The sequence below is a fragment of the Ensifer sp. SSB1 genome (genome assembly GCF_016652895.1).
In the GTDB taxonomy this organism is placed as follows: domain Bacteria; phylum Pseudomonadota; class Alphaproteobacteria; order Rhizobiales; family Rhizobiaceae; genus Ensifer.
In genome coordinates, this window is sequence record NZ_JAEPRP010000009.1 from 61,330 (window position 1) to 86,304 (window position 24,975).

The window sequence follows — 24,975 nt, forward strand, 5'->3', positions numbered from 1 at the left end:
GCCTACGGGACGATGGGCAGGCCCGCCTTGACGAGCCCGTCTTTGAAATGCGCGTGGTCGGCGGGGTCGACATAGCCGGTGAAGAAGCGCCAGTAGCGCGGCAGATCGAGGGGGGCGTTGGCGACGGCCTCGGGGACAATCCTGCGGGCTTCCTCCTTGCGATCGAGCTGGCCAAGGCAAGCGAGCAGGATGACCAGGTTGAAATAGGTGCGGCGCAGGAGCAGCGCCCGCTCGGCGTGATGCAGCGCTCGCTCGTAGTCCCCGAGGTGGTAGTGGGCAAGCGCGATGCGGTTGAGGAAGAGATAGGTCAGCGGATCGTGCGGGCTCAGCCGCAGCGCCGTATGCAGCGGATCGAGCGCTTCGGCGAAGCGGCCGATGTAGATGCGCGCCCAGCCGAGCGCCATATGGGCGAGGGCGAAATTCGGATTGAGGTCGATTGCCTGTTGCGCTTCCTGGACCGCGGCATGCGGCCGCTGGACGGCGAAATTCGCGAGACACATGACGTAGTGGCAATAGGGATCGTGATCCTCGATCACGACGGCGCGCTCCGCTTCCGCTCGCAACTCCGCGCTGTCGCGGTCGATATCGTCGCTGAAGCCGAAATAGCAGCGGGCAAAGAGCGAGCGGGCCAGCATCATGTGCGCACGGCCGAAATCGGGATCGAGGGCGATCGCGCGTCGCTGCCATTCGATCGCTTCGTTGAAATGGGCGGCTGAATCCTGCGCATTGTGCAGCAAGGTGCCGCGCATATGGCATTCGTAGGCGTCGAGATTGTCGCTGCCGCGCAACAGCGCGCGGCGGTTTTCGCCGATCAGGATCTCCGGCTCGATCGCCGCGACCACATGCTGGGTGATTTCGTCCTGGATCGCGAAGATGTCCGCGAATTCGCGCTCATAGCGCTGTGCCCAGAGATGGATGCCGGTTTCAGCCTCGATCAGCTGTCCGGTGACGCGGACGCGCGAGCCTGCGCGGCGCACGCTGCCCTCGACGATGTAGCGCACGCCGAGGTCACGGCCGATCTGTTTGACGTCAACGGCGCGGCCCTTGTAGGCGAAGGAGGAGTTGCGGGCGATGACGAAGAACCAGCGGTAAAGCGACAGTGCGGTGATGATGTCCTCAGTCAGTCCGTCGGCAAAGAAGTCCTGTTCCGGGTCGCCGGACATGTTGACGAAGGGCAGCACGGCAATCGACGGCTTGTCGGGCAGGGCAAGCGGCATGCCCGGCAGGTCCGGCCTCAGCGGGTCCTCATGCCAGTCGACGCGGTGCACGGGTATCGGGCGCGGCATGTTCTTCAGCGCGCGATCGCCAAGCCGGTGCACGGGAAACTCCAGCTTGCCGACGATCTGGTCGTGCAGCGCACCGGAAATGCAGATATCGGTCGGCTGCGCGACCTGTTGCAACCGCGCCGCCACGTTGACGCCGTCGCCGAGCAGGTTGCCGCCGTCGACCACGACGTCGCCGAGATTGAGGCCGATGCGGAACTGCATGCGCCGCTCCGGCGCGAGGTCGGCGTTCCGCCGCTGCAGGGTGCGCTGGATGGCGACCGCTGCGCGGACTGCCTGTACCGCGCTCTGGAATTCTGCGACCAGGCTGTCGCCAGCGCCGCCGAAGATGCGGCCGCCATGCTCGCTCACAAGGCTTGAGATCGTGGCGCAGTAGGTGGCCAGCGTTGCGAGCGCGCCTTCCTCATCGATCGCGACAAGGCGACTGTAGCCAGCGACATCGGCAGCAAGGATCACGGCGAGCTTCCGTTCCAAGAGGGCCAGCCCCTCCCGCGGCATCTGGTCAGAATGAAGATGAGCGTAACTTAAATTAGAAAATGCGAGAAGTATAAATTACCCGATTTGTGTCCATTGCTGGGCCGGAAGCGTAAAAACAACCCAAGTGGCCTCTACGGAAGATTGTGTTCGGTAATACTTTTCTGAATGCGGCGATTGTGCAAGTTTCGCGGAATCGACACCGCGGCGTCGCGGGCGATCCTCATTCACGGGGCCTTCACATGATCATCTCCTGCCTGCATACGGCCGATAGCAATATCGCCGTTTTCGAGAACGCTGCGCGCCAGATCGGCCTTTCGGATGTGACGTTGCGCCATGCGGTCAGGGCCGATCTGCTGGGGGCTGCGGAGCTGGCGGGCGGTCTGAGCGAGGAAATCACGGAAGAAACCGCGGCAATCCTATCGGGATTGGCGGGCGAGGCGGATGCGGTGCTGCTGACCTGCTCGACGCTCGGGCCAAGCGTGGCAAAGGCCGGGATGGGGGCCGCCGTCCCGATCCTGCGTGTTGATGCGGCGCTGGCCGAGAAAGCGACCGCGGCCGGCGGCAAGGTCGTGGCGCTCTGCGCGGTGGAAACGACGATCGCCCCAACCACTGCGCTTTTCGCCGTGGCGGCACATCGTTCCGGTGCCGATCTCGAGGTTCGTCTCGTCGAAGGTGCCTGGGCCCTGTTCAAGGAGGGAAACCGTGACGGCTACCTTGCGGCCATTGCGCAGGCGGTCGAAGCAGCCTATGCGGACGGTGCCACGATCGTTGCGCTCGCTCAGGCATCCATGGCCGGTGCCGCCGATCACGTCCGCAACGGCCCGCGGCCGCTGTCGAGCCCGGCAGCCGGGCTCGAGGCGGCTATGTCTGCCGTTGCCGACTAGGGATACATTAGCCGGGTAATGACGTTTCGATTTGAACGCCAGCAGCGAACTTCAGGCCTCTGATGAAGCGGTCTGCGCTATAGGATGCAGTTGTCATGACCCTGATTCGACCAACCCGTGAAGACGATGCAATTCTGCTGCCCGAGATTGAACGCTCGTCCGGCGCGCTTTTTCGCACCGTCCCCGACCTTGCCTGGATTGCCGACGACGACGTCCAGTCTGCCGAGGCTCATGTCGAGTTTCTGCGCACCGGCCTGTCCCTGGTGTCTGTCGACGGGCGCGATCGTCCGAGCGGGTTCCTTTGCGCCGCGGCGGCTGAGGGCGAGTTGCACATCTGGCAGCTTGCCGTGCTTGAGGAATGCCAAGGCCGGGGGCTCGGCCGCGCGTTGATGGCGGCTGCGATCGCACATGCGCGCGCCAATTCGTGCACCGCGGTCTCGCTGACGACCTTCCGCGGTCTCAAATGGAACGAACACTTCTACCGCACACTCGGCTTTGCAACGCTTGCCGCGGACGAACTCGATCCGCGTCTGGCGCAGATCCTTGCCAACGAAGCGGCGCACGGCCTTCCGGCAGAGCGGCGTTGCGCAATGCGCCTGACGCTTACCTAGGGGACGCGCACCGGCGATCCGCCCAATGCGGCGATGCAGATGTCAGTTCCGGCTCGAGTCCCAGGCTCGGGTGCAACCCCGGCCTAAGGTGCGAAACGGGTCTGCGCCCGGATTTGCGTAGCTACTGGCCTAACGTCTGACGCCGACGACCTGGCCCCGCGCGAACTGCGAGATCCTGACGCCGCCGGACTGATTGCCGCCGATCAACTGGGCCGTCGACTTCGACAGCGCGGACAGGATGCCGACATGGTAGCTCCGCCCGGTCCGCACCACGACGATATCACCCGGACGCGCATAGGCGAGTTTCACCGGCGCGCCGAAACGCAGCCAGGAGCGGGCGAATCCGAAGCTCTGTGGTGGACTGCGGCCGGATTTACGGGCGATCAGGCCCATGAAATGGCCGCACCAGGGGGTTCGTGCCGGGTTGATGCCAAGCGCTGCGCGCAGGGTCTTGTTGTTCTTGACCTCGTGCAGGCCTTTGTATTGCTGCGCCTGGGCAAGCATGCCCGCGCTGGCGAGATTTGGCGAAAAGAGCGCGACATAGGCAGCCGCAAGAAACGCCAGGACCTTCATGGTCAGGTCTCCTTGACAAGTTGCTGGGTGCTAACAGTCGGGGCGGCCTGGCGATCGCCGGCATGGCACCCGGTTGCTCAACTGTTTCCAAAGTTCCCTTGGGAAAATTCAGCGGACATGCGCGTGCCCAGCGCCTAAGACGCAGCATCGGCCTGTCGGCGAACCGCGCTCAAAGCGCGGAGCCAACTTCACGGCAACCGCCGTTTCGAAGTGTGGTATTCCCCTGCCTGTCCCGTCGGACAGTCGAGCGAGATTGCTCATGCGCCAGTACAAAATTGTGGCAAAACCCGTAAAATATTGGGGCAGCACTTGCTAAATGACGGAAAAAGTGCGCGCACGATGGCGATTCGTCACTATGACCGGCAGAAAATCTCGTATCGACCCGCGCAAAGGCGTCAGTTGTTCCAATGGGAGTGCACGGGACTTGCACCCGAATACGGCTGCGGCGCATCGTCGGAGCACGATTCGCGCACTGAGGTTCTCAATGTCCTTAACACTCTCTCCGGCCTATCTCTGGCCGATTCTTCTGCTCCTGATTTCCAATGTCTTCATGACTTTCGCCTGGTACGGGCATCTGAAATACACCTCGTCACCGCTCTACATGGCGATCGTGGCAAGCTGGGGTATCGCCTTCTTCGAATATTGCCTGGCGGTTCCGGCAAACCGCATCGGCCATCAGGTCTATTCCGCGGCGCAGCTGAAGACGATGCAGGAGGTGATCACGCTGCTGGTCTTCGCCGCCTTTTCGGTCTTCTGGCTGAAGGAGTCGATCGGCTGGAACCATCTCGTCGGCTTTGCCCTGATTGCCGTCGGCGCTTCCTTCATCTTCAAGGGCTGAAGAGGGGCGCCTCGTGGCGCCGCTTGCGGTTTCCCAACGCTGAAAAACGAGAAAAGGCAGGGCACCGGCCCTGCCTTTCCATGTGTCAAAGTAACGTTTCGGTTCGGTACTAGACCATCGCCGCCACGGCCGGGGCCACGTGCGGCCAGACTTCGACCGAGCCGCGATAGATCATGTCGAGCGCGACGTAGAGGATGATCGCGAGACCGATGTAGGCGATCCAGTGGTAGCGGTTGAGCAGCCGGGCAATGAAGCCCGCGGCGACGCCCATCATCGCGATCGAGAGCACGAGGCCGACGACGAGGATCGTCGGGTGTTCGCGGGCGGCGCCGGCGACGGCAAGGACGTTGTCGAGCGACATCGAAACGTCGGCGACGACGATCTGAATGGCCGCCTGCATGAAGGTCTTTTTCGGCATGTCGGCGGCAGCACCGCTTTCGCCTGCGGCGTTCGCTGCCTGCTGTTCACGAATTTCGCGCCACATCTTCCAGCAGACCCAGAGAAGCAGGATGCCGCCGGCCAGCAGCAGGCCGATGATTTCGAGGAGTTGTACGGTGACGCTGGCGAGCGCCACGCGCAGGACGGTCGCCGCGATGATGCCGACCAGAATGACCTTCTTGCGCTGCTCGGTCGGAAGCCCGGCCGCAGCGAGACCGATCACGACGGCGTTGTCGCCGGCGAGAACGAGGTCGATGACGATGACTTGCAGAAGCGCTGCCAGACCGGCAGCGGTAAAGATTTCCATGATGCGACAGTCCCCCGACGTGTCAGGATGCGAGATTCAAATATGACTAACGGATAAAGCACCGCCTCGCCTTCGGATCAAGGGGCGAGGGTGAATTCCTCCGCAGCCGATCCCGTCGCTGCCTTAATCCAGGAGGTCGAAGGCCCGATACATCCACAGCAGCTGATAGGCGACCGCCAGGACGACGAACGCTGCATGAAAGCGCCGGTCAGAGGTGAGGGCGGCGGCGATGCAGAAGACGATATAGGCAGCGTTGCGGGCAGGGTATTCGAGGCCATAGGAGGCGAAATACTGCTTGCCCTTCAGCGCGGTGTCGACGAGGTCAACGGCAAAGGCCAGCGCGAGGAAACCGAAGAACCAGGCCCGGCGCGACATGAAATAGTGTTCGTAGTCGCTATAGTCGTCGAGCGTCGTCGGGAACAGCATTACGCAGAGAAAGAAGAAGACGCAGCAATAGAGAATGACGAACAGGTAGACGCTGACGTCGATCACGGCCAGTGAATGCAGGTGGAACTCCCACCACCAGAAATGCACGAGGAAGACGAACATGAACAGGACCCAGCCGAGGTGGATCCAGTAGACGCGCGTCTTGCCGGGATGTTGTACGAAGAGCGCCACGCCACTCAGGAGCCGCGCCAGGCTGAGGCTGACGACCATGCCCATGACAGTGCGGATATGCGAGAAGATCGCCGGGTCGGGCTGGATCTGCTCCATGGGGATGCGGCTCCTATTCCTCCGCCGGAACCGGCTTGGGTTTGCCGTTTTCGTCTAGCGCGACCATGACGAAGATCGCGTCCGTCACCTTTTCCATGAGATGCGAGAGATAGCGCTGCGCCCAGGCCTCGACCTTGAGCGTCATTGAGGTGCGGCCGACCTTGACGACATCGGTATAGATGCAGAGCGTGTCGCCGATCTTGACAGGGAGCGCGAAGGCCATCTCCTTGACTGCGGCGGTGACGACGCGGCCACGAGCGCGCTCGGCCGCGCGGATGCCGCAGGAAAGGTCCATCTGCGCCATCACCCAGCCACCGAAGATATCGCCGGCCGCATTGGCGTCGCCGGGCATGGCGAGCGTGCGCAAGGTGAGTTCGCCGGTCGGTTTGATCTGTTCGGTCATGCGGCCTGTCTCCCTGTTGGATGAAAGATGTAACCCGACCGCGCTTGTCGAGGGAAGGCCCGCCGCCGCACATACGGGTCGCAATCCACCGTGCCGTCACCTTAGACTTTCGGAGTGGTTCTTGAGAAAAGTCAAATTTAGGGATCGGTTGTTAGGGGCTTTGCAAAGACCTCTTCCTACCCTGCAAGCTCTTGGAGTGCGGCCGGCCATGCTGGCGGCGACCAGGTTCTGAAAGGGCGGCGCGGGGAGCGCCGAAGGGGCAGGGGATTGGCAATGAAGAAATTCAGAATCTCGGCGCGTCTCTACGCGCTGGTGGCATTTGCGCTTTTGACCATGGCGGCGGCGCTGACATTCGGTCTGTTCCAGGCGCAGGAAAAGCTCGTCGGCGAACGCAAGGCGATGCTCTCGGCGATGGACGAGAACGCGATCGCGGTGTTCGACGCCTATCACAAGCTGGAAGTGGCCGGGACACTCTCGCGGGAAGAGGCGCAGAAGCGCGCGCTCGAGGCGATCAAGGCGATGCGCTACCAGGGCAACGGCTATTTCTGGGTCAACGACATGCATCCGACCATGGTGATGCATCCGATCAAGCCCGAGCTCGACGGCAAGGACCTCACCGAAAACAAGGACCCGAACGGCAAGCATCTCTTCGTCGAATTCGTGAAGACGGTCGAAAAGAGCGGTCAGGGTTTCGTCGACTACTATTGGCCAAAGCCGGGCGCTGACGCACCGGTGCTGAAATATTCGCATGTCGCCAGCTTCAAGCCCTGGGGCTGGGTGGTCGGCACGGGTGTCTATGCGGACGACCTGGCGGCGATGTTCCGCGAGCGCGCCTGGCAGGTCGCGGGTATTCTCGCAGCGGCCGCCCTCGCCATCCTGATGGCGGCACTTGCGATCGTGCGCAGCGTCGTCAAGCCGGTGGAGAAGCTGAAGGCCTCGATGCGGGCGATCGCCGATGAGGATCTATCTTCGGAGGTTCCGGAGACGGACCGCGGCGACGAGATCGGCCAGATGGCCAAGGTGCTGGTGGTGCTGCGCGATTCCGTTCGCGAACGACTGGAACTGCGTTCACGCGAAGCCGAGCAGCAGGAGCGGCTCAGCTCCGAGCGGCGTGGCAACGAGCAGCGCCAGCGGGCAACGGCGGAAGCGCAAGCGGATGCAATGGAGACGGTCGGTGCCGCTCTGGAGCTCTTGGCAAGCGGCGACCTGACAGCCGAGATCGGCCACATCGCGCCGGAATACGGCAAGTTGAGGCAGGATTTCAACACGGCCGTTGCCGCACTTCGCGATGTCATCGGCGCCATCTCGCACTCGACCGAAATCGTCACCGCCAGTGCCGGCGACATCTCCGAGGCGGCAAACAACCTGTCGCGCCGGACAGAGCAGCAGGCCGCAGCGCTCGAAGAGACGGCGGCAGCACTCGACGAGATCACCTCGACGGTTCGCCACGCTTCCGAGAGGGCGAACGAGGCGCGCGAGATGGTCAACGAGACCAAGGCGAGTGCCGCCAAATCCGGCGGCATCGTGCGCAACGCCATAGACGCCATGGGGCGGATCGAAGGTTCCTCCGGCCGCATCGGCCAGATCATCGGGGTGATCGACGAGATCGCCTTCCAGACCAACCTGCTGGCGCTGAATGCCGGCGTCGAGGCGGCGCGCGCCGGCGAGGCCGGTCGCGGCTTTGCCGTCGTTGCACAGGAGGTCCGCGAACTCGCGCAGCGCTCTGCGGGTGCGGCAAAGGAGATCAAGGAACTGATCGGCGCTTCGGTCCGCGAAGTCGGTGCCGGGGTGGAACTGGTGCGCTCGACCGGCGAGGCGTTGTCGGAAATCGAAGTGCAGGTCAACCGGGTCAACGAGCAGGTGGCTTCGATCGCGACCGCCGCCCGCGAGCAGGCGACCGGATTGCAGGAGGTCAATGTCGCCGTCAACAGCATGGACCAGATGACCCAGCAGAATGCGGCGATGGTGGAAGAAACCACGGCCGCAAGCCAAACGCTGGCCGCGGAGAGCCGTGAGTTGAAGGCCTTGCTGACGAAGTTCCGGCTGTCGGCAACATCGCACTCGTCCTACGGCCGCGCCGCCTGAGCTATACGGACGGGGAACGAGCAGGACCCGCGTGGCATGCCGCGCGGGTTTTTCCTTGCGCCGCTCCCCCAAACAGGGCGGCGCCGGCGCACCGCTTCAGGATCTTCGTTAACGGTGCAAAGCAGGCGCGCAGGCTTGACCTTGCGGGTGTCGCGGATAGATACGCGAGAAGCGGGAAGTGTTCGACGGGGCGTCGCTCCGGTTGCCGACCGCTGCACGACAGCGTCGCGCGTCCTAAAGGACGCGCAAAGGGCCGCTGTAGCACTTTGAATTTTGCATGTTTTTGTCCGTTAATCGGCACGATTAAAGGAAACATGCACAAGAGGGGACATCCATGGCACTTCTCAAACTTCTTCTGACGCGCCCGATCGTCGTGCTGATGCTCGGGCTCGGCTTTCTCTCCGCCTGTACTGTTGTCGTCGACGAGCCGCGTCCTGGGCCGCGGCCGACTCGCCCAGCGGCCTGCACGATGGAGTATGCGCCAGTTTGCGGTGAGCGCGGCAATCGCCTGCGCACCTTCCCGAACTCCTGCCAGGCGCGCGCCGACGGTTTCAATGTCGTCCATCGCGGCGAGTGCCGTCCCGACAACCGCCCGCCGGCGCGGCCGCCGCAGGCCTGCACCATGGAATACATGCCCGTCTGCGGCGAGCGTGGTGGCCGCACGCAGACCTTCTCCAATGCCTGCCAGGCACGGTCCGAGGGCTTCCAGGTGATCGGTCGCGGTGAATGCCGTCGCGGTGACGATCGTCCGCCGCAGGGCCAGTTCTGCACGCGCGAATTCGCGCCGGTCTGCGGCCAGCGTGGCGGTCGGACGGAAACCTTCTCGAACGCCTGCGAGGCTGGCGGCGCGGGATTCCGGATCGTGCATCGCGGCGAGTGCCGCTGACATCCATCCGCCCTGACCACGGAAAATGTGGAGCCCGCGTCTGCCGAAGACGCGGGCTCCTTGCTGTCAGCAGTCGGGCATCGCTAAACGTCTCCCACCTTTGATCTCGGGCATCGGTCGCAAGGCTTCGTTTACCGTATTTGAATAAAATGCCTTCGAAATCTGACCTTTCGGCTGCTGTGCCCGGTTTGCGACACAGGCGATAGGCAGCAATTCGATGTGCTGCAGCGATCTTTGCGTGCCGGTGGGTGCGCCGCTGCGGGGGCGGCGGGGTGATGAATGACGGTCTCTTTGACCGTTTGGAGGAAGGCGCAGTTCGGTATGACGTATGTTACCGGTCTCCATCGCCCGCTGACGGCACTCGTTCTTTCACTGTCGCTTGTCGCCTGTTCGACCGATGACGCGCTTTCGCCGCCCGGACGGATCGATGGCGGCTCCCGGGTCGGCTCGATCGGGCCGGTGCCCGTCGATGCGGTGCCGCAGGAAGAAGTGGCCGCCTATCCCGCCGCAACGTCGAGTTCGATGAGCAATGGCACCCGCGGCTATGCTGCGCCGGCGCAGGCCGCGCCGGAACAAACGCGGCGGTCTCTGCCGATGATCGACAGCGACGAGGCGGTCTCCTCCGGCGCGCAGCCGGCGAATGCGGGTTCCACTGCCATTCCCGATGAGGGCGTCAACATGGATGCCATGCTCGGCGTCGAGCAGCCGGTCGTCGGCCTGGCGGAAGAGCAGAGCAACGAGATCGCCGAGGGCAATGCCAGCCAGCCGGTGGTCGGCGGCATAGGCGAAGACAATGTGCGCCAGCTCGGTCGCGCATCCGCAGGCGCGGCCGCGTCCGAGGCGAACCTTGGCTATGATCCCGATCTGCCACCGCTTTCTGCCGAGAAGGCTGCGGCCGAAGACGCCCAGCGGGCACGCGCGATGGCGGAGCAGCGTGCCGTGCAAAGGGCGCAGGAGCCACAACAGGTCGCGTTCCTGCCGCGGGTCCGCAACCCGATGTCGGCGCCCGAGTATACCGGCCAGATGCCGGCTTCGGAGATTTCTTGCCGCCAGCGCCTGAAGAAGCTCGGCGTCGTCTTTCGCGACATCCCGCGTATCAGCAACGGGCCGTCCTGTGGCATCGACTATCCGATCGAGCTCAGCGGCCTCTCCGGCGGTATTGGCGTGAAGCCGGCGGTCAAGCTCAATTGCGAGGTGACCGAGGCCTTCGCCAAGTGGGTGAAATACGAACTCGCGCCATCCTCCCGCTACCGCTACTGGTCGGGTGTCCAGACCATCAAGCCGCTTGGCGGCTATTCCTGCCGCACGATGAACTCCCGCCGCGGCAACCCCATGTCCGAACACGCACACGGCAATGCCATCGATGTCGGCAAGTTCGTGCTGAAGAACGGCAAGGAAATCGATGTTCGCAAGAAGGGCTTCTTCGCGTTCCGCGAGCGCGGTCTCCTGAAGGCCGTGCGCTCCGATAGCTGCAAGTATTTCAACACCGTGCTTGGGCCGGGCAGCGACCCGTTCCACAAGGACCATTTCCACTTCGATCTGAGAACGCGCAAGACCGGCTATCGCCACTGTGATTGACGGCTGAAGCGCGGCACCTTGTTCCTGCGGTCCTGCATGCCGAAAGCGGGCAAAAAAAGAGGCCGGCGGGGAGGCCGGCCCAACAACCGGAGCAAAAGGGGGAGGCTCCGGTTTGCAAATCACGAACGCAAATCAAAGGGCGATATCGCGCCGCGCGAGCAAATTGCTCGAAGTCCGTCACCGTTTCGTGACAGGGCAGACGACTGGCGACGATCCATTTTGTGGATCTTTCGCCGGGTAACGGTTGAAGCCTGCATCCACGTCGGAACTCATCAGGCGTTCCGGCCGAGGACCCCGTAGTGTCATCGCAGGCTCGCATTTCGGGACACTATACCAGAAGTTTCATGGTTGACTGAAGTTGTCCGGCCGGTTGCCCCAAATATGGCGTTTTCGCATTTGTTGCGGTTGCGTTGTAACGAACTGAATTTTCTATATGATTTGACAGTCAACGGACAGGTAAGGGGGGATAGCGCTGATAGCGCGGTCATGTTTTGTCTGGTTTGTTAATAAGTAATACGATATTATATTTTTTGGTATAACAATCATGGATAGTGGTCGGCAAGCCACGGCAAGCATTGGGGCACTACACACTCCTAGGGCAACGACAGGAGGAGACTATGGGAACTGTTATGCAATTTCCGGGGGTGCGCACGGATATGGCCGCGCACGCCGGCGAAGTTTCGAAAATCCTGAGAACTCTCGCCAACCGAAATCGACTGCTGATCGTGAGCGCCTTGCTGGAGGGCGAACACTCGGTGGCGGCACTGGAAGAAAGCTTGAGCATTCGTCAGCCGACCCTCTCGCAGCAATTGACCGTGCTGCGCGATGCCGGCATTGTCTCGACGCGTCGGCAGGCCAAGCAGGTTTTCTATCGGCTTAGCCACGACAAGGTGGCGCGTCTCGTTGGCGCGCTCTATCAGATCTTCTGTCGGGATGGTTCCAAAACATGAGTGAATACGGGAATGCGCTGGCGGGCGGGCTGTTGATCGGCCTCTCGGCAGCGATCCTGATGGTGGCGAATGGTCGGGTGGCTGGGATCAGCGGTATCGCTGGACGTCTGCTGCAAGGCGTGCAGGCCTCCACCGGGGCGTTGTTCGTGCTGGGGCTGATGGCAGGGCCGTTGGTCTTTCATCTCGTCTTCGGCACCTGGCCGGCGGTGACGGTCACGTCATCCTGGCCGCTGCTGGTGGCCGGCGGCCTGCTGGTCGGCTTCGGCTCCCGCATGGGCTCCGGCTGCACCAGCGGCCACGGCGTCGTCGGGCTTGCAAGGCTGTCGCGGCGTTCGATGGCGGCGGTCGCCACCTTCATGGGCGCGGCGATCGTCACGGTCTTCGTCATGGGCCTGGTCGGATGAACGGTGCAGTTTTCCGCCTTGCGGCGACGCTCGTCTCCGGCCTCGCGTTCGGTTTTGGTCTTTCGCTGTCGGGCATGCTCGATCCCGCGCGGGTGCGGGCGTTCCTGGATGTCACTGGCAACTGGAACCCAAGCCTTGCCTTCGTGCTTGGCGGCGCCGTCCTGGTTTCTGCGCTCGGCGTCCTGCTGACACGCCGTCTCAAACGACCTTTGTTCGACGAAACCTTCCATTTGCCGGACAACCGGGTCATCGACAGGCGACTGATTGTTGGCTCGGCAATCTTCGGCGTCGGTTGGGGACTGGTTGGCCTTTGCCCGGGCCCGGCACTCGCATCGCTGTCGCTCGGCCTGCCGGCGACGATGCTTTTCGTGGCGGCGATGGTGGCCGGGATGCTGATCCACGACCGGCTGGTGGCGCGCAAGCCCACGCAAACGGCCGGCGGCGCCGGGGCGGGGACCCGCCTGTCGCAGCCGCATTGACAAAGCGTCACCTTGTTTTTTCCATCCGGTAGGCTGCAAATCGCAATCAATTGCCCCATATAGGCGAAACCTGCCGACTTCGCCCCCGCACCGGATCAGCTTCATGGCGCCTATCGTTTCCGTTTCCAATCTGTCGAAGACCTATGCCTCCGGGTTCCAGGCGTTGAAGGGCGTCAGCCTCGATATCGAGGAAGGCGAGATCCTGGCGCTGCTCGGCCCGAACGGCGCCGGCAAGACGACCCTGATCTCCATCATCTGCGGCATCGTCAATCCGAGCGGCGGAACGGTCACTGTTGGCGGCCATGACGTGGTACGCGACTTTCGCGAGACCCGCGCGATGATCGGGCTCGTGCCGCAGGAACTGACGACCGATGCCTTCGAAACCGTGTGGAACACAGTCTCCTTCTCCCGCGGGCTGCACGGCAAGAAGCCTAATCCGGCCCATATCGAGAAGGTGCTGAAGGACCTTTCGCTCTGGGACAAGAAGGACAACATGCTGCGCGAGCTTTCGGGCGGCATGAAGCGACGCGTGCTGATCGCCAAGGCGTTGTCGCACGAGCCGCGGGTACTCTTCCTCGACGAACCGACGGCCGGTGTCGACGTCAATCTGCGCAAGAGCATGTGGGAGGTGGTCGAGCGGTTGCGTGCCTCCGGCGTCACGATCATCCTGACGACGCACTACATCGAAGAGGCGGAAGAAATCGCCGATCGCATCGGCGTCATCAATGGCGGCAAGATTCTGCTGGTCGAAGACAAGGTCGCGCTGATGTCGAAGCTCGGGCGCAAGCAGTTGCGCGTCGATCTCGCCCATCCGCTGGACGGGGTTCCCGAAACGCTGTCCGACTATAATCTGACGCTCGAGGGGGACGGCCATTGTCTGATCTACGATTACGACACGAGCGCCGAACGCACCGGGATCACCGCGTTTCTGGCCGCCTTGGCTGAAGCCGGTATCAGGCTCAAGGACATCTCCACGCGGCAAAGCTCGCTGGAGGACATCTTCGTCGAAATCGTGGGGGCAGGGCGATGAACATCGAAGCGATCAAGTCGATCTATTTCTTCGAGATGGCCCGCACCCGCCGGACATTGTTGCAGAGCGTCGTGTCGCCGGTCATCTCGACCTCGCTCTATTTCATCGTCTTTGGCGCTGCGATCGGCGGGCGGATCCAGGAGATCGACGGCGTTTCCTACGGCGCCTTCATCACCCCCGGACTGATGATGCTGACGCTTTTGACCCAATGCATCGGCAACGGCTCCTTCGGCATCTACTTCCCCAAATTCACCGGTACGATCTACGAGGTCCTGTCCTCGCCGGTCTCGATGCTCGAGATCGTGCTCGGCTACGTCGGCGCGGCGGCGACCAAGGGGCTGATGATCGGGACGATCATCCTCTTGACGGCCTCGCTGTTCGTCGACCTGACGATCGCGCATCCGTTCGTCATGATATTCTTCTTCGTGCTGACGGCCATTTCCTTCAGCCTGTTCGGCTTCATCATCGGCATCTGGGCAAAGGATTTCGAGCAGCTGAACCTGATCCCGATGTTGGTGATCCCGCCGCTCGTCTTCCTTGGCGGTAGCTTCTATTCGATCAAGATGCTGCCACCCTTCTGGCAGGCGGTCAGCCACTTCAATCCGGTGCTCTACCTGATCAGCGGCTTCCGCTGGAGTTTCTTCGAGGTGTCCGACGTCAACCCGATCTTCAGCGCGGTGATCATCCTCGCCTTCCTGACGGCCTGCATGACGATCCTCGCATGGATCTTCCGCACCGGTTATCGCTTGAGAAATTGACGGCCAGCGGCCGTCAGAGTGCCGGCACCCGAACCGCTCCACTCGCATAGGCAATGATGGCGCTGGCGACAACCATCGCAAGCAGGGCCTGAAGGATCGTCACGACGACGTGGAGAAGCGCCCGCGCAGCGGAAAGCCCGAGGTCGGCCATGAACCAGCGCGTCTCGGCTACGATGTACCATACGATCGAGGCGGCCACGAAGACGGCGCCGACGGGCGTAAACGCATTGTGCCCTGCCAACAGCAATTGGCCGCCCAGGCTGATCGCGAAGGCAAAGGGGGCCGTGGCGTAGCATTGGCTGAAGAAGGGCGGGCGCAGCGTGTCGCGCGTCAGCTTGGCGCCCTTGTGGCGCAGCAGCTTCACCGCCATCAGCAAGGGCAGGATGCTGAAGGCGACGGCACGAAACATCAGCAGGTTGGAATCGGAAGCGAGCAGCGACGTTGCCGACCAGGGAGCAGCCTGCCTGACGAGGCCGAGTTCCATTGCGTGCGCCAGGAGCAGCGTGATCAGCAGAAACAGCGGCGGGCTCAGCGCGTCCGAATATTGATCGGGCACCTCGTCACCAAGCTCGACGTCGGCGTAGCGCATCATCGCCTGCGGGCGGCGAAGCGTGCGCCACATGGTCAGCGGATAGAAGAGCAGCCAGCAGACGAGTTCGTATAGGAGTTCCTCGATCGACTTCAACAGTCGCATGAAATCCATGAGGTGCCCTCTCGTGTCCGTGGTTTCGTCTCTTGGCCCGAAAGGGCGGAGGTGTGCCCAGCGCGATCGACCGGTCAGTCGCGCAGGCGCAACTCGTCGGTGCGCATCTGCAGCATCTCCAGCGTCGACAGGAAGCTCATGCCGAGCAGGCTCTGGTCGAGCCGCCCCTTGGCGGCCACTGTCGCGCCGATGTTGCGGCGGGTGATGGGGCCGACGGAGATTTCCTGGAGCATGACGGGCGCGGCCTGCGCGCGGCCGTTGGCCGTCATGACGGTGACGATGTAGCTGAGGTTTTCCGGGTCGAGACCGATCCGTTCGGCATCCTCGTAGGTCAGCGCGATGCTGCTGGCGCCGGTGTCGACCAGCATGCTGATATCCTTGCCGTTGACCATTGCACCGGTTTCGAAGTGGCCGTTCAGCATCTTGTGCAGCACCACTTCCTGCTGGCCTTCGCTGTCGGTGATCACGGTCGCGCGGCCGGGAACGAGGCCGGCAAGCAGGCGATTGCCGAAGCCCTGCAGCTCGAAGCGGTAGACATAGGCCGAGACGAGGGCGAGCGTGATGAGGAGCCAAATGGCAACCTGGCGCAGCCCTTCGCCGAAACGGTGACGGTTCTGCACAACGCCGGCGCCGATCAGCGTGGCGATGGCGCCCAGCGACACGAGCCTGCCGAAGTCGTCGTTGGCAAGGCCCATGGTGCGGCCGGCATCATGGTTGACGATCAGCAGGATGAGACCGATGGCCAGGATCGAGAGCAGGATGAAGAGACGGGTCATGCTTGGCCGCGTTCCCTCGCCATGCGGCTGCGGCGCGTTTCGCGCCGGGGCTTGCGTTCGACCGTCTCAAGCCGGTCGGCTAGCGTGGTCATTATCGCCCGGCGTTCGGCATCGGTGTACAGCGTCCAGCGGCCGATTTCATCGCGCGTGCGGCCGCAGCCGAAACAGTAGCCGGTCTTGTCATCGATCGAACAGACGAGAATGCAGGGAGATTCCATGGCCTTGCTCTATTTTCCCCTTGATATATCGATGTTTCACACGGTCAGCGCAAGGGCACCCAACACCGCGATTTCTGTGAGTTGCTGCGTGGCGCCGATCGTGTCGCCGGTGTGGCCGCCGATCTTGCGGGTGGCGATCCGACCGAACCCCTTGACCGCGACGAAGACGGCGAGCAGCGCGGCGATCAGGCCGAGAGCCGGGACCCGGGCGAAGTAGAAGAGCAGCATGGCCGCAATCAGGCCGAAGCCAAGGGCGAAGCGCGTGGCTGCCGGGTCCGGCTCGCCGGCTGCGGCCGCAACACCGTCGCGCCGGGCAGGCGGCAGGCTCGACCAGTGCCAGACCATGGCGGCGCGGCTGAGTGCTGCAGCGCCGAGGATCGTCATGCCGGCGCCCGAGGGCGTGAACAGCGGCAGGATCGAGGCGAGCGCCGAGACGCGCAGACCGAAGGAGAGAATGAGCGCGACGACGCCGTAGCTGCCGACGCGGCTGTCCTTCATGATGATGAGCGCCGCGTCGCGGTCGCGTCCGCCGCCGAAACCGTCGGCCGTATCGCCAAGTCCGTCCTCGTGAAGCGCGCCGGTCAGGAGCGCCTGGATGGCGACGACTACGAAGGCGGCAAAGAGCGAACTCACATGGAGTGCGATCATGGCGCTGGCAGCGGCCGCAGACGGCAGGACGATCACGATGCCCGCGAGCGGGAAGGCGCGCACGGCCCGGTCCAGCCGACCGTCATATCCGACGAAGTGGCGCCCCGGCATGGGGATGCGGCTCAGGAAGCCGATCGAGCGCGCCACGTCGTCACAGAAATCGCCCAGAAAGCCCATGGCCCCTCCAAAGATCTGGCCCTCAGCGGCAATCGCAGATGTCACAGCCGCCCGCAAGGGAGAGCGGGATGAGCATCGAGAACCGCGGTGCGTCGAATCGTCCATCCCGTCACGGATCATGCTCCGGCGACGCGGATTGGCGCAAATGCCGTTGCCCGAAAATTCCACGCCCTCTATGAGGAACGGAGATTCACGATGATGCAAGGATTCCCAGCATGAGTGCCAGCGGCCTGCCGTTTGATGATTTCCGCGAATTGTTGCGTAACCTGCCGGGGCCGGATTCGGCTGCGCTGGTCGCCGCGCGGGAGCGGGATGCGCAGCTGACGAAGCCGCCGGGCGCGCTCGGGCGTCTCGAAGAAATCGCCTTCTGGCTCGCTGCCTGGACCGGAAAGGCGCCAGCGGTCAACCGGCCGCTGGTGGCGATCTTTGCCGGCAACCATGGCGTCACCCGCCAGGGCGTCACCCCGTTCCCGTCTTCCGTCACGGCCCAGATGGTCGAGAACTTCGCCGCCGGCGGTGCTGCGATCAACCAGATCTGCGTCAGTCACGACCTCGGCCTCAAGGTCTTCGACCTGGCACTCGAATACCCGACCGGCGATATCACCGAGGAAGCGGCACTCTCCGAGCGGGATTGCGCCGCGACGATGGCCTTCGGCATGGAGGCGGTTGCCGGTGGCACGGACCTTCTCTGCATCGGTGAAATGGGCATCGGCAACACCACGATCGCGGCCGCGATCAATCTCGGCCTCTATGGCGGCACGGCCGAGGAATGGGTGGGTCCGGGTACCGGCTCCGAAGGCGAAGTGTTGAAGCGCAAGATTGCGGCGGTCGAGAAGGCGGTGGCACTGCATCGCGATCACCTTTCCGACCCGCTCGAGCTGATGCGCCGTCTCGGCGGTCGCGAGATCGCGGCGATGGCGGGTGCCATCCTTGCGGCACGTGTTCAGAAGGTTCCGGTTATCATCGACGGCTACGTTGCGACTGCGGCAGCGTCGATCCTGAAGGCGGCCAATCCGTCCGCACTCGATCACTGCCTGATCGGCCATGTCTCGGGCGAACCGGGCCATATCCGCGCGATCGAGAAGCTCGGCAAGACGCCGCTGCTGGCGCTCGGCATGCGGCTCGGCGAAGGGACGGGGGCTGCCCTTGCCGCCGGCATCGTCAAGGCGGCAGCTGCCTGCCACAGCGGCATGGCGACGTTTGCGCAGGCGGGTGTCAGCAACAAGGAATGATCAAGGTACGGCCGGCTTTCACGGCAAAGCCGGCCAATTGCTGTCGAATGCCTGTCGCGCGCACCATTCCAGCGTGTGACGGGCCTTGATGGTCGCGTGCTTCTCGCCTATCCAAAGCGCACATGCAGCCCTAACTGTCGTCTTGGGCCCCTGCAACCGCGAAACGCCTTGCATTCGCCTCATTCACGATGTCGAAGCAAGCGCAGTTTCAAGCCAGTCGAGAAGAAATGGACGCCAAGAACACCACGCACCGTATTGGACAGACGGGTCCCGTCGAGAAGCAGACCGGCATTCGCCATCTCTTCGCTGCCGCCAGCTATTCGCTGGGCGGCGCGAAACGGCTGATCAGCGAGGCTGCCTTCCGCCATGAACTGATCGCCTTCGGCATCGCCGTGGTTGCCTTTGTCATCGTTGGCGCGACCTTCTTCCAATATGTCGCGATGGCGATCCTGTTCCTCCTGATGATGGCCTTCGAGGCGATCAACACGGCGATCGAGGAAATCGTCGACCGCGTGTCGCCGGAGATCTCGGAAATGGGCAAGAACGCCAAGGACCTCGGTTCCTTCGCCTGCCTCTGCCTGATCGTCGCCAACGCCGTCTATGCCGGCTACGTCGTGATCGTCGACGGCTTCCTGAACTGAACCGTCAGCGGCGATCGATCGACTTTATCCGATAGAGCACGTGCGGACGCAGGGGATTGCCCTCAGGCACCGTTACGTCGTCGAAATCTTCCGCCGGGTCCGCGCGCATGCCGAGCTTTTCCATGAGGGCACGCGACGGTTCGTTGATACGCGAAGTGTAGCCGATGATTTCCGTAAGCCCGAGTGCTGACCAGGCATGGCGCAGGCAGGCGCTCGCCGCTTCGAGCGCATATCCCTGCCGCCAGTAGGGGCGGGCAAGGATCCATCCGATTTCGACATGCGGGCCGCCGGGGATCTCGTCTCCGGCATGGGAAAGGCCGAGACCGCCGATCAGGGCTCCGTCCACCTTGCGTTCGACCGCCACGAATCCGAAGCCGCGCCTGCGCAGGTGCGCGTCGCAGTCGGCAACCATCGCAGCCGTCTCTTGTAACGTCAAAATGTCGGGAAAGTAGTAGCGGCGCACCTCAGGGTCGGCGTTGGCGGCCGCAAAGGGCGCAATGTCGCGCTCTTCCCAGGGCCGAAGCCTGAGGCGTGGCGTTTCAATGAACATGGATCAGGCGAAGCTCTTGCGACGGCGCACGGGAGCGGCAACGTCCTCGACCGCCGGCAGGCTTTCGAGCACACGGCGGGCCGGCAGGATGGCGATTGCCTCCGTGCCTTCCCTGAGCTTTGAGCGCAGGATGAATTCGCCATTGTGCTTGGCGAGAATGGCCTGGACGATCGGCAGGCCGAGGCCGGTGCCCTGTTCGGCGCTCTTGATGGCGATGGAGCCCTGACCGAATGCCGACAGCACGATCGGGATTTCCTCTTCGGGGATGCCCGGACCGTTGTCCTTGATCGAGAGATACTGTCCGCCGCCGGCGGTCCAGCCGACCTTGAAGGTGACTTCGCCACCGGCACTGGTGAACTTCACCGCATTGGACAGCAGGTTGAGGATGACCTGACGCATCGATTTCTCGTCAACCCAGACCGAGGGCATGCCGACTTCGAACTGCGAGTGGATGGTGATGTTCTTGGCGCGCGCCCGCAGTTGCACCATGCCGACGCAATCCTCGGCGATTTCGACAAGGCTGACCGCATCCTCGTTCAGATCGTAGCGACCGGCTTCGATACGCGACAGGTCGAGGATCTCGTTGATGAGGTTCAGCAAATGCTCGCCGGAGCGATGGATGTCGTTGGTGTATTCCTTGTAGGTCGGGTTGCTGAGCGGACCCAGGACCTCAGTCGACATCACCTCGGAGAAGCCGAGGATGGCGTTCAGCGGCGTGCGCAGCTCATGCGACATGGAGGCGAGGAAGCGCGACTTGGCAAGGTTCGCTTCCTCCGCCCTGCGCCGGGCTTCGTCCGACATCGACTTTGCAACTTCGAGCTCGGCGATCAGGTCGTCCTTTTCCGATTGAACCGAGAGTATGTGGACATTGGCGCGGTTCATGCGGTCGGTCATGAACACCAGGAACAGCATCGACAGCGAGATGATGCCCGTCAGACCGATATAGATCGGATTGCCGGTCGTCAGCGCGGCGAATGCGAGTGCGGCGATAACCGGCGTAAAGGTGCACAGAAGCGCATTGCGGAGCAGGAATGTGCCCATGGCGGTGGCCGCGAGCGCAAAGAGCAGAGCGGTGCCTTCGAAGAAGCCGAAGCGGACATCGCCGCATGCGGCGCAATCCTGAGCGACGAAGGCCGCCCAGCAGAGGCCCATCAGGACCTGGCCGAAGAGGAAACGCCGGCGCCAGACCGGGACCTTCTCCGCAACGATGTCCTTCTTGCGTGCCTTCCTCGCCAGCACGAGCGTCACGGCATGCGCCGAGAGGGTCATCAAGGCCCAGAGGACGATGCCGAGGCTGCCGGAGAGATAGACACCGACGGCCGCAATCAGCGTCACGAGCAGCGGTATGGCGATGGCGCTGTGGAGGGCAGATTCGATGTAGAGGTTGAGCATCTCGCGCTCGAACCCCGAAGGTACGGACGAGCCCGTTTGCAGCCGTTCGCGCGTCGCGCGAACCGTCCTCGAAACTGCCTTGTTTCGATGGTTTCGCGACTTGTCGACAATAATCTTATCTGTCGAGGTGCTGGCGGCGATACTCATGCTCTTATGCAAAGGTTATGGTTTCGTTGCAGTCTAGTGAGCAATCCTTAAGAAGTTGCTGCCGTGTGTGAAGGATTCGACAACCATTATGGCGCGGTGGTGTCTTTTTGCCGAAAGTGACGCTCATCGCATGAGCTATTGTCTCTAAGCTTTTGGAATCGTCGATGTTTATGACGTTGTCTCGCCCCCAGATTCAGCGTGCGCAACAGTAGAGGTGCAGGGAAGCGTGAAATCGGGCCGAACGAGATACCGCTTCACAGGCGGGCGAAGCGTAGGGTCTACGGGCCGATCGCGATCTGCCGGGCGTGGCGGCATGCTCAGCGGATGGATCATCCTCCTGCTGCTTTCGATTGTCGCCTACTATGCCGACAAGCTCCCCGTGGGGGAGCGGGCCACGACCGGTGAGGCGCGCGGAGCCGCGATCGCAAGCGATGGCGACAGTCTTCGGCTTGACGGAAAGCGCATCCGCATCGAGGGGATCGATGCGCCGGAACTCGACCAGAGCTGCGAGCGCGCCGGCGAGACCTGGGATTGTGGCCGCCAGGCACGCGATCGTTTGAGAGCCCTGATTTCTGCGGGCGACGTCCGCTGCCGCTTCCATGGGCGGGATCGATACGGTCGCGACCTCGGCACATGCGAGGCAGGCGGGCGGGATATCGGTCGTGAGATGGTGCTGTCGGGTTATGCGGTCAGCTATGGGCGCTATCAGGCGGAAGAGGCGCGGGCGGAGAAAGACCAGCGCGGCATCTGGGTCGGCACTTTCACAACACCGCAGGAATGGCGCCGCACGAATGGTCATCCGGATGAGGGGCCGCATCTGGTCGATGGTTGGCTCGAGACGATCAGGCGCTGGCTGCTGGAGCAGCTGACCGCCTTGTTTGCAGGTATCGCCGATGCCTGAAGATGATCTGCCAGACCTGGAACGGCTGCGGGCCGAGATCGCCGCCTGTCGCATCTGTCGCGACAATCCGCTGCGCGGCGCCGACGACCGCTTGCCGCATGAGCCGCGGCCGGTGGCGGTGATCTCGACGACCGCGCGTATCCTTATTGCCGGGCAGGCTCCGGGACTTCGCGTGCACGAAAGCGGGTTGCCCTTTAACGACGCGTCCGGCGATCGGCTTCGGCAATGGCTGAGGGTGGACCGCGAAACCTTCTACGACCCGGCGAAGTTCGCAATCGTGCCGATGGGCTTCTGCTTTCCGGGCTACGACGCACATGGCGGCGACCTGCCGCCGCGTCGGGAATGCGCGCCCTTGTGGCGGCAGCGGGTCATGGAGCAGATGCCACAGGTCGAACTGGTGCTGGCGATCGGTCATTATGCACAGCGTTGGCACATCGGGCCTGCCCGCCCGAAATCGATGACCGAAACGGTGAAGGATTGGCGGCGCTATGCGCTGCGCAACGCCGACCCCACCATCCTTCCATTACCGCATCCGAGCTGGCGCAATACCGCCTGGCTGAAGCGCAATCCCTGGTTCGAGGCGGATGTGCTGCCGTTCCTGCGGGAGCGGGTGGTGACGCTCACCGCCTGAAACAATTTTCTTTATCTTCACCAATTTCGCGCTATAGAGGGAAAAATAATTCGAGAGGGACTTTCATGGACCGCCTAGACCGCAAAATCCTGCGCCTGCTGCAGGAGGATTCCACGCTGGCCGTTGCCGACCTTGCCAAGAAGGTGGGGCTTTCGACCACGCCGTGCTGGCGGCGTATCCAGAAGATGGAAGAGGACGGCGTCATCCGTCGCCGCGTCGCCCTTCTTGACCCGGTGAAGATCAACACGAAGGTCACGGTTTTCGTGTCGATCCGCACGAATTCGCACTCGATGGAATGGCTTCGCCGCTTCTCCGAGGTCGTGTCCGAATTTCCCGAGGTGGTCGAGTTCTACCGCATGAGCGGCGACGTCGACTATCTGCTGCGCGTGGTCGTGCCAGATATCGCCGCCTACGATGCGTTCTACAAGCGCATGATCGCCAAGATCGAGATCCGAGACGTCTCCTCCGCATTTGCCATGGAGCAGATCAAGTACACCACCGAACTGCCGCTCGATTACATGATGATCGACCAGGCGAAATCCTCGGAGGATTGAGCGACTGCGCTAGCGGGCGCGGCTTGGATCAAGGCCTAGCCGTGCCAGCACCTTGTCGCTCCCAAGCTCCCTGACCGCGTCCTTGCCCGTCCAGCGGGCGGCGCGGCTCGAGCTTTCGGCCAGGCGTTCAGCGAGCGCCAGCGCCGGACCATGGCAGGCCGCATTGCGCTTGCCGATCTGCCTGAGCGCCCAGTTGACCGCCTTCTTGACGAAGTTCCGATCGTCCGTTGCGTGCCGCTCGATCAACGGCAACCAGTCCATGAGCATCGCATCCGGTTCCTTCTTCAGGTGGACTGCGGCCGTGGCGATCATCGCAAACGCGATGCGTCGGATGAACTCTCGTTCGTCGGCTGCGAACTCAGGGATCAGTTCGCGCTCGAAGCGCGCGGTGACGAAGAGGTCGGCAACGGTGTCGACGACTTCCCAGGAATTGCAATCTTCCGCCCAGCGGCGCGCCTCTTCCAGTGTCAGCGCTTTCGGGTCGGCAGTAAAGGCAGCGAGGATGCGCGCTTCGCGGATACCGGACTGCCAGAGTTCCAGCGCCCGGTGGTGATCAGTCTTCACCAGCCGTGCGACCTTGTGCAGCTCGACATTGGAGAGCCCGAGAGCGGCTTCAGTGACAATACCGAAGCGCGCCATGCCGGCGAGATTGTCTTCAGAGCCGAGCGACCGCAGGTGAGCGATGACCTCGCCTGCGGTCGAGGATGGGCCGAGGCTCATTTTTCGAGGCGGGCAAGCAGCGACGACGTATCCCAGCGATTGCCGCCCATCTCCTGCACGTCGCCGTAGAACTGATCGACGAGGGCCGTCACCGGCAGCTTGGCGCCGTTGCGGCGGGCTTCGGCCAGCACGATGTCGAGATCCTTGCGCATCCAGTCGACGGCGAAGCCGAAGTCGTACTTTCCGGCATTCATCGTCTTGTGGCGGTTTTCCATCTGCCAGGAGCCGGCAGCACCCTTGGAGATGACGTCGACGACCTTCTCGATGTCGAGGCCTGCCTTCTTGCCGAAGTGGATGCCCTCGGCGAGCCCCTGGACGAGGCCTGCGATGCAGATCTGGTTGATCATCTTGGTGATCTGGCCGGCGCCGGCCGGCCCCATCAGGCCGACCATGCGGGCAAAGGCCTCGATGACCGGCTTGGCGCGATCGAAGGCTGGCTCTTCGCCGCCGCACATGACCGTCAGAACGCCGTTTTCGGCACCCGCCTGGCCGCCGGAGACCGGCGCGTCGACGAAGTGGGCGTTGCGGGCCTTCGCCGCTTCGTAGAGTTCGCGGGCGACCTCGGCGGAAGCGGTGGTGTTGTCGATGAAGACAGCGTTGGTGCCAAGCGTTTCGAAGGCGCCGTCCTTGCCTGTCGTTACCGAGCGCAGGTCGTCGTCATTGCCGACGCAGCAGAAGACGAAGTCGGCGCCGTCGGCGGCTTCGGCCGGCGTGCGTGCCGCGCGACCGCCGAATTCGGCAGCCCATTTCTCGGCCTTGGCGAAGGTGCGATTATAGACCGTCAGTTCGTGTCCGCCGCGGACCTTGAGGTGGCCGGCCATGGGATACCCCATCACGCCGAGACCGATGAATGCAACCTTTGCCATTTTCCGAATACTCCCATTGCTTTCGCTTTGGTGTAGCCGATGGCGTGGATGCGGAAAAGAGAGAAGGGAGCATCGCGCGATGCTCCCTCCTCATGATGCCGTCAGGGCTTGAAGCGGGCGA

The 24,975-nt window shown here is 63.0% G+C and carries 29 protein-coding genes; 16 read left to right on the plus strand and 13 right to left on the minus strand.

Annotation, left to right across the window (positions count from 1 at the left end; all coding sequences use genetic code 11):
* Window positions 1-2 precede the first annotated feature (2 nt).
* Window positions 3-1,757 (minus strand): adenylate/guanylate cyclase domain-containing protein, encoded by a 1,755-nt coding sequence (locus I8N66_RS03965; protein WP_113539399.1) that lies wholly within the window; start codon window positions 1,755-1,757, stop codon window positions 3-5.
* A gap of 242 nt (window positions 1,758-1,999) precedes the next feature.
* Here I8N66_RS03965 and I8N66_RS03970 point away from each other — a divergent pair, with 242 nt between their 5' ends.
* Window positions 2,000-2,644 carry an Asp/Glu racemase gene (locus I8N66_RS03970; RefSeq protein ID WP_291149951.1) on the plus strand — a complete coding sequence of 215 codons (645 nt, stop codon included), beginning with the start codon at window positions 2,000-2,002 and terminating at the stop codon, window positions 2,642-2,644.
* A 95-nt stretch (window positions 2,645-2,739) separates the two neighbouring features.
* The gene (locus tag I8N66_RS03975) at window positions 2,740-3,255 is read left to right on the plus strand and encodes a GNAT family N-acetyltransferase (RefSeq protein ID WP_113539401.1); all 516 of its coding nucleotides are present in this window, start codon (window positions 2,740-2,742) and stop codon (window positions 3,253-3,255) included.
* Between the two features lie 129 nt (window positions 3,256-3,384).
* Here the strand turns inward: I8N66_RS03975 and I8N66_RS03980 are convergent, their stop codons facing one another.
* On the minus strand, window positions 3,385-3,828 hold the full coding sequence (locus I8N66_RS03980) for a TIGR02594 family protein (protein WP_113539402.1): 444 nt from the start codon (window positions 3,826-3,828) through the stop codon (window positions 3,385-3,387).
* Window positions 3,829-4,312: 484 nt separating this feature from the next.
* On the opposite strand from I8N66_RS03980, the gene I8N66_RS03985 reads away from it, so the two are divergent.
* Complete coding sequence (locus I8N66_RS03985; protein WP_291149955.1) at window positions 4,313-4,666, plus strand: DMT family protein; 354 nt, start codon at window positions 4,313-4,315, stop codon at window positions 4,664-4,666.
* Window positions 4,667-4,775: 109 nt separating this feature from the next.
* Here I8N66_RS03985 and I8N66_RS03990 read toward each other — a convergent pair whose 3' ends face one another.
* From I8N66_RS03990 to I8N66_RS04000, 3 genes are all read right to left on the minus strand, one after another.
* On the minus strand, window positions 4,776-5,411 hold the full coding sequence (locus I8N66_RS03990; protein WP_223727565.1) for a TerC family protein: 636 nt from the start codon (window positions 5,409-5,411) through the stop codon (window positions 4,776-4,778).
* Between the two features lie 123 nt (window positions 5,412-5,534).
* Window positions 5,535-6,125 carry a hypothetical protein gene (locus tag I8N66_RS03995; RefSeq protein ID WP_223727564.1) on the minus strand — a complete coding sequence of 197 codons (591 nt, stop codon included), beginning with the start codon at window positions 6,123-6,125 and terminating at the stop codon, window positions 5,535-5,537.
* A 13-nt stretch (window positions 6,126-6,138) separates the two neighbouring features.
* Complete coding sequence (locus tag I8N66_RS04000; RefSeq protein ID WP_113539406.1) at window positions 6,139-6,528, minus strand: acyl-CoA thioesterase; 390 nt, start codon at window positions 6,526-6,528, stop codon at window positions 6,139-6,141.
* Window positions 6,529-6,801: 273 nt separating this feature from the next.
* On the opposite strand from I8N66_RS04000, the gene I8N66_RS04005 reads away from it, so the two are divergent.
* The 8 genes from I8N66_RS04005 to I8N66_RS04040 all read left to right on the plus strand — a co-directional run bounded on the left by I8N66_RS04005 (window position 6,802) and on the right by I8N66_RS04040 (window position 14,698).
* Entirely contained in the window at window positions 6,802-8,613 is a 1,812-nt protein-coding gene (locus I8N66_RS04005; protein ID WP_291149963.1) for a methyl-accepting chemotaxis protein, read from the plus strand.
* A gap of 334 nt (window positions 8,614-8,947) precedes the next feature.
* Window positions 8,948-9,499, plus strand: a complete 552-nt coding sequence (locus I8N66_RS04010) for a Kazal-type serine protease inhibitor domain-containing protein (RefSeq protein ID WP_113539408.1) — start codon at window positions 8,948-8,950, stop codon at window positions 9,497-9,499.
* 321 nt (window positions 9,500-9,820) lie between these two features.
* Window positions 9,821-11,077 carry an extensin family protein gene (locus I8N66_RS04015; protein WP_291149967.1) on the plus strand — a complete coding sequence of 419 codons (1,257 nt, stop codon included), beginning with the start codon at window positions 9,821-9,823 and terminating at the stop codon, window positions 11,075-11,077.
* A 617-nt stretch (window positions 11,078-11,694) separates the two neighbouring features.
* On the plus strand, window positions 11,695-12,027 hold the full coding sequence (locus I8N66_RS04020) for a metalloregulator ArsR/SmtB family transcription factor (protein WP_223727561.1): 333 nt from the start codon (window positions 11,695-11,697) through the stop codon (window positions 12,025-12,027).
* Window positions 12,024-12,431, plus strand: a complete 408-nt coding sequence (locus I8N66_RS04025; protein ID WP_291149972.1) for a YeeE/YedE family protein — start codon at window positions 12,024-12,026, stop codon at window positions 12,429-12,431. The genes I8N66_RS04020 and I8N66_RS04025 overlap by 4 nt, the downstream gene beginning before the upstream one ends.
* Window positions 12,428-12,910 (plus strand): YeeE/YedE family protein, encoded by a 483-nt coding sequence (locus tag I8N66_RS04030; RefSeq protein WP_291149975.1) that lies wholly within the window; start codon window positions 12,428-12,430, stop codon window positions 12,908-12,910. The genes I8N66_RS04025 and I8N66_RS04030 overlap by 4 nt, the downstream gene beginning before the upstream one ends.
* A gap of 103 nt (window positions 12,911-13,013) precedes the next feature.
* A complete protein-coding gene (locus tag I8N66_RS04035; RefSeq protein ID WP_291149977.1) occupies window positions 13,014-13,940 on the plus strand; it encodes an ABC transporter ATP-binding protein in 927 nt (308 codons plus the stop codon).
* Window positions 13,937-14,698, plus strand: a complete 762-nt coding sequence (locus I8N66_RS04040) for an ABC transporter permease (RefSeq protein ID WP_223727559.1) — start codon at window positions 13,937-13,939, stop codon at window positions 14,696-14,698. The genes I8N66_RS04035 and I8N66_RS04040 overlap by 4 nt, the downstream gene beginning before the upstream one ends.
* A 13-nt stretch (window positions 14,699-14,711) precedes the next feature.
* On the opposite strand, the gene I8N66_RS04045 is transcribed toward I8N66_RS04040, so the two are convergent.
* The 4 genes from I8N66_RS04045 to I8N66_RS04060 form a co-directional block, all read right to left on the minus strand.
* Window positions 14,712-15,401, minus strand: a complete 690-nt coding sequence (locus tag I8N66_RS04045; protein ID WP_291149979.1) for a permease — start codon at window positions 15,399-15,401, stop codon at window positions 14,712-14,714.
* 74 nt (window positions 15,402-15,475) lie between these two features.
* Complete coding sequence (locus I8N66_RS04050) at window positions 15,476-16,177, minus strand: TIGR02281 family clan AA aspartic protease (RefSeq protein ID WP_291149981.1); 702 nt, start codon at window positions 16,175-16,177, stop codon at window positions 15,476-15,478.
* The gene (locus I8N66_RS04055; RefSeq protein WP_113539417.1) at window positions 16,174-16,395 is read right to left on the minus strand and encodes a DUF1289 domain-containing protein; all 222 of its coding nucleotides are present in this window, start codon (window positions 16,393-16,395) and stop codon (window positions 16,174-16,176) included. The genes I8N66_RS04050 and I8N66_RS04055 overlap by 4 nt, the downstream gene beginning before the upstream one ends.
* 36 nt (window positions 16,396-16,431) lie before the next feature.
* Window positions 16,432-17,220 (minus strand): adenosylcobinamide-GDP ribazoletransferase, encoded by a 789-nt coding sequence (locus I8N66_RS04060; protein ID WP_291149982.1) that lies wholly within the window; start codon window positions 17,218-17,220, stop codon window positions 16,432-16,434.
* 215 nt (window positions 17,221-17,435) lie between these two features.
* Here I8N66_RS04060 and cobT point away from each other — a divergent pair, with 215 nt between their 5' ends.
* Entirely contained in the window at window positions 17,436-18,452 is a 1,017-nt protein-coding gene (gene cobT / locus I8N66_RS04065) for a nicotinate-nucleotide--dimethylbenzimidazole phosphoribosyltransferase (protein ID WP_291149984.1), read from the plus strand.
* A 227-nt stretch (window positions 18,453-18,679) separates the two neighbouring features.
* Entirely contained in the window at window positions 18,680-19,093 is a 414-nt protein-coding gene (locus tag I8N66_RS04070) for a diacylglycerol kinase (protein ID WP_291149986.1), read from the plus strand.
* Window positions 19,094-19,097: 4 nt separating this feature from the next.
* On the opposite strand, the gene I8N66_RS04075 is transcribed toward I8N66_RS04070, so the two are convergent.
* Both I8N66_RS04075 and I8N66_RS04080 read right to left on the minus strand, forming a co-directional pair.
* A complete protein-coding gene (locus tag I8N66_RS04075; RefSeq protein WP_291149988.1) occupies window positions 19,098-19,643 on the minus strand; it encodes a GNAT family N-acetyltransferase in 546 nt (181 codons plus the stop codon).
* Window positions 19,644-19,646: 3 nt separating this feature from the next.
* Window positions 19,647-21,182 carry a HAMP domain-containing sensor histidine kinase gene (locus tag I8N66_RS04080; RefSeq protein WP_223727553.1) on the minus strand — a complete coding sequence of 512 codons (1,536 nt, stop codon included), beginning with the start codon at window positions 21,180-21,182 and terminating at the stop codon, window positions 19,647-19,649.
* Between the two features lie 313 nt (window positions 21,183-21,495).
* Here I8N66_RS04080 and I8N66_RS04085 point away from each other — a divergent pair, with 313 nt between their 5' ends.
* The 3 genes from I8N66_RS04085 (at window position 21,496) to I8N66_RS04095 (ending at window position 23,268) form a co-directional block, all read left to right on the plus strand.
* Window positions 21,496-22,083: a thermonuclease family protein gene (locus I8N66_RS04085; RefSeq protein ID WP_291149992.1), complete on the plus strand. Its 588-nt coding sequence runs from the start codon at window positions 21,496-21,498 to the stop codon at window positions 22,081-22,083.
* Entirely contained in the window at window positions 22,076-22,714 is a 639-nt protein-coding gene (locus I8N66_RS04090; RefSeq protein ID WP_291149995.1) for a uracil-DNA glycosylase family protein, read from the plus strand. The genes I8N66_RS04085 and I8N66_RS04090 overlap by 8 nt, the downstream gene beginning before the upstream one ends.
* 65 nt (window positions 22,715-22,779) lie before the next feature.
* Entirely contained in the window at window positions 22,780-23,268 is a 489-nt protein-coding gene (locus I8N66_RS04095) for an Lrp/AsnC family transcriptional regulator (RefSeq protein WP_113539425.1), read from the plus strand.
* 9 nt (window positions 23,269-23,277) lie between these two features.
* Here the strand turns inward: I8N66_RS04095 and I8N66_RS04100 are convergent, their stop codons facing one another.
* Both I8N66_RS04100 and I8N66_RS04105 read right to left on the minus strand, forming a co-directional pair.
* Window positions 23,278-23,988, minus strand: a complete 711-nt coding sequence (locus I8N66_RS04100; protein WP_291149999.1) for a DNA alkylation repair protein — start codon at window positions 23,986-23,988, stop codon at window positions 23,278-23,280.
* Complete coding sequence (locus I8N66_RS04105; RefSeq protein WP_291150003.1) at window positions 23,985-24,854, minus strand: NAD(P)-dependent oxidoreductase; 870 nt, start codon at window positions 24,852-24,854, stop codon at window positions 23,985-23,987. The genes I8N66_RS04100 and I8N66_RS04105 overlap by 4 nt, the downstream gene beginning before the upstream one ends.
* Window positions 24,855-24,975: the final 121 nt, after the last annotated feature.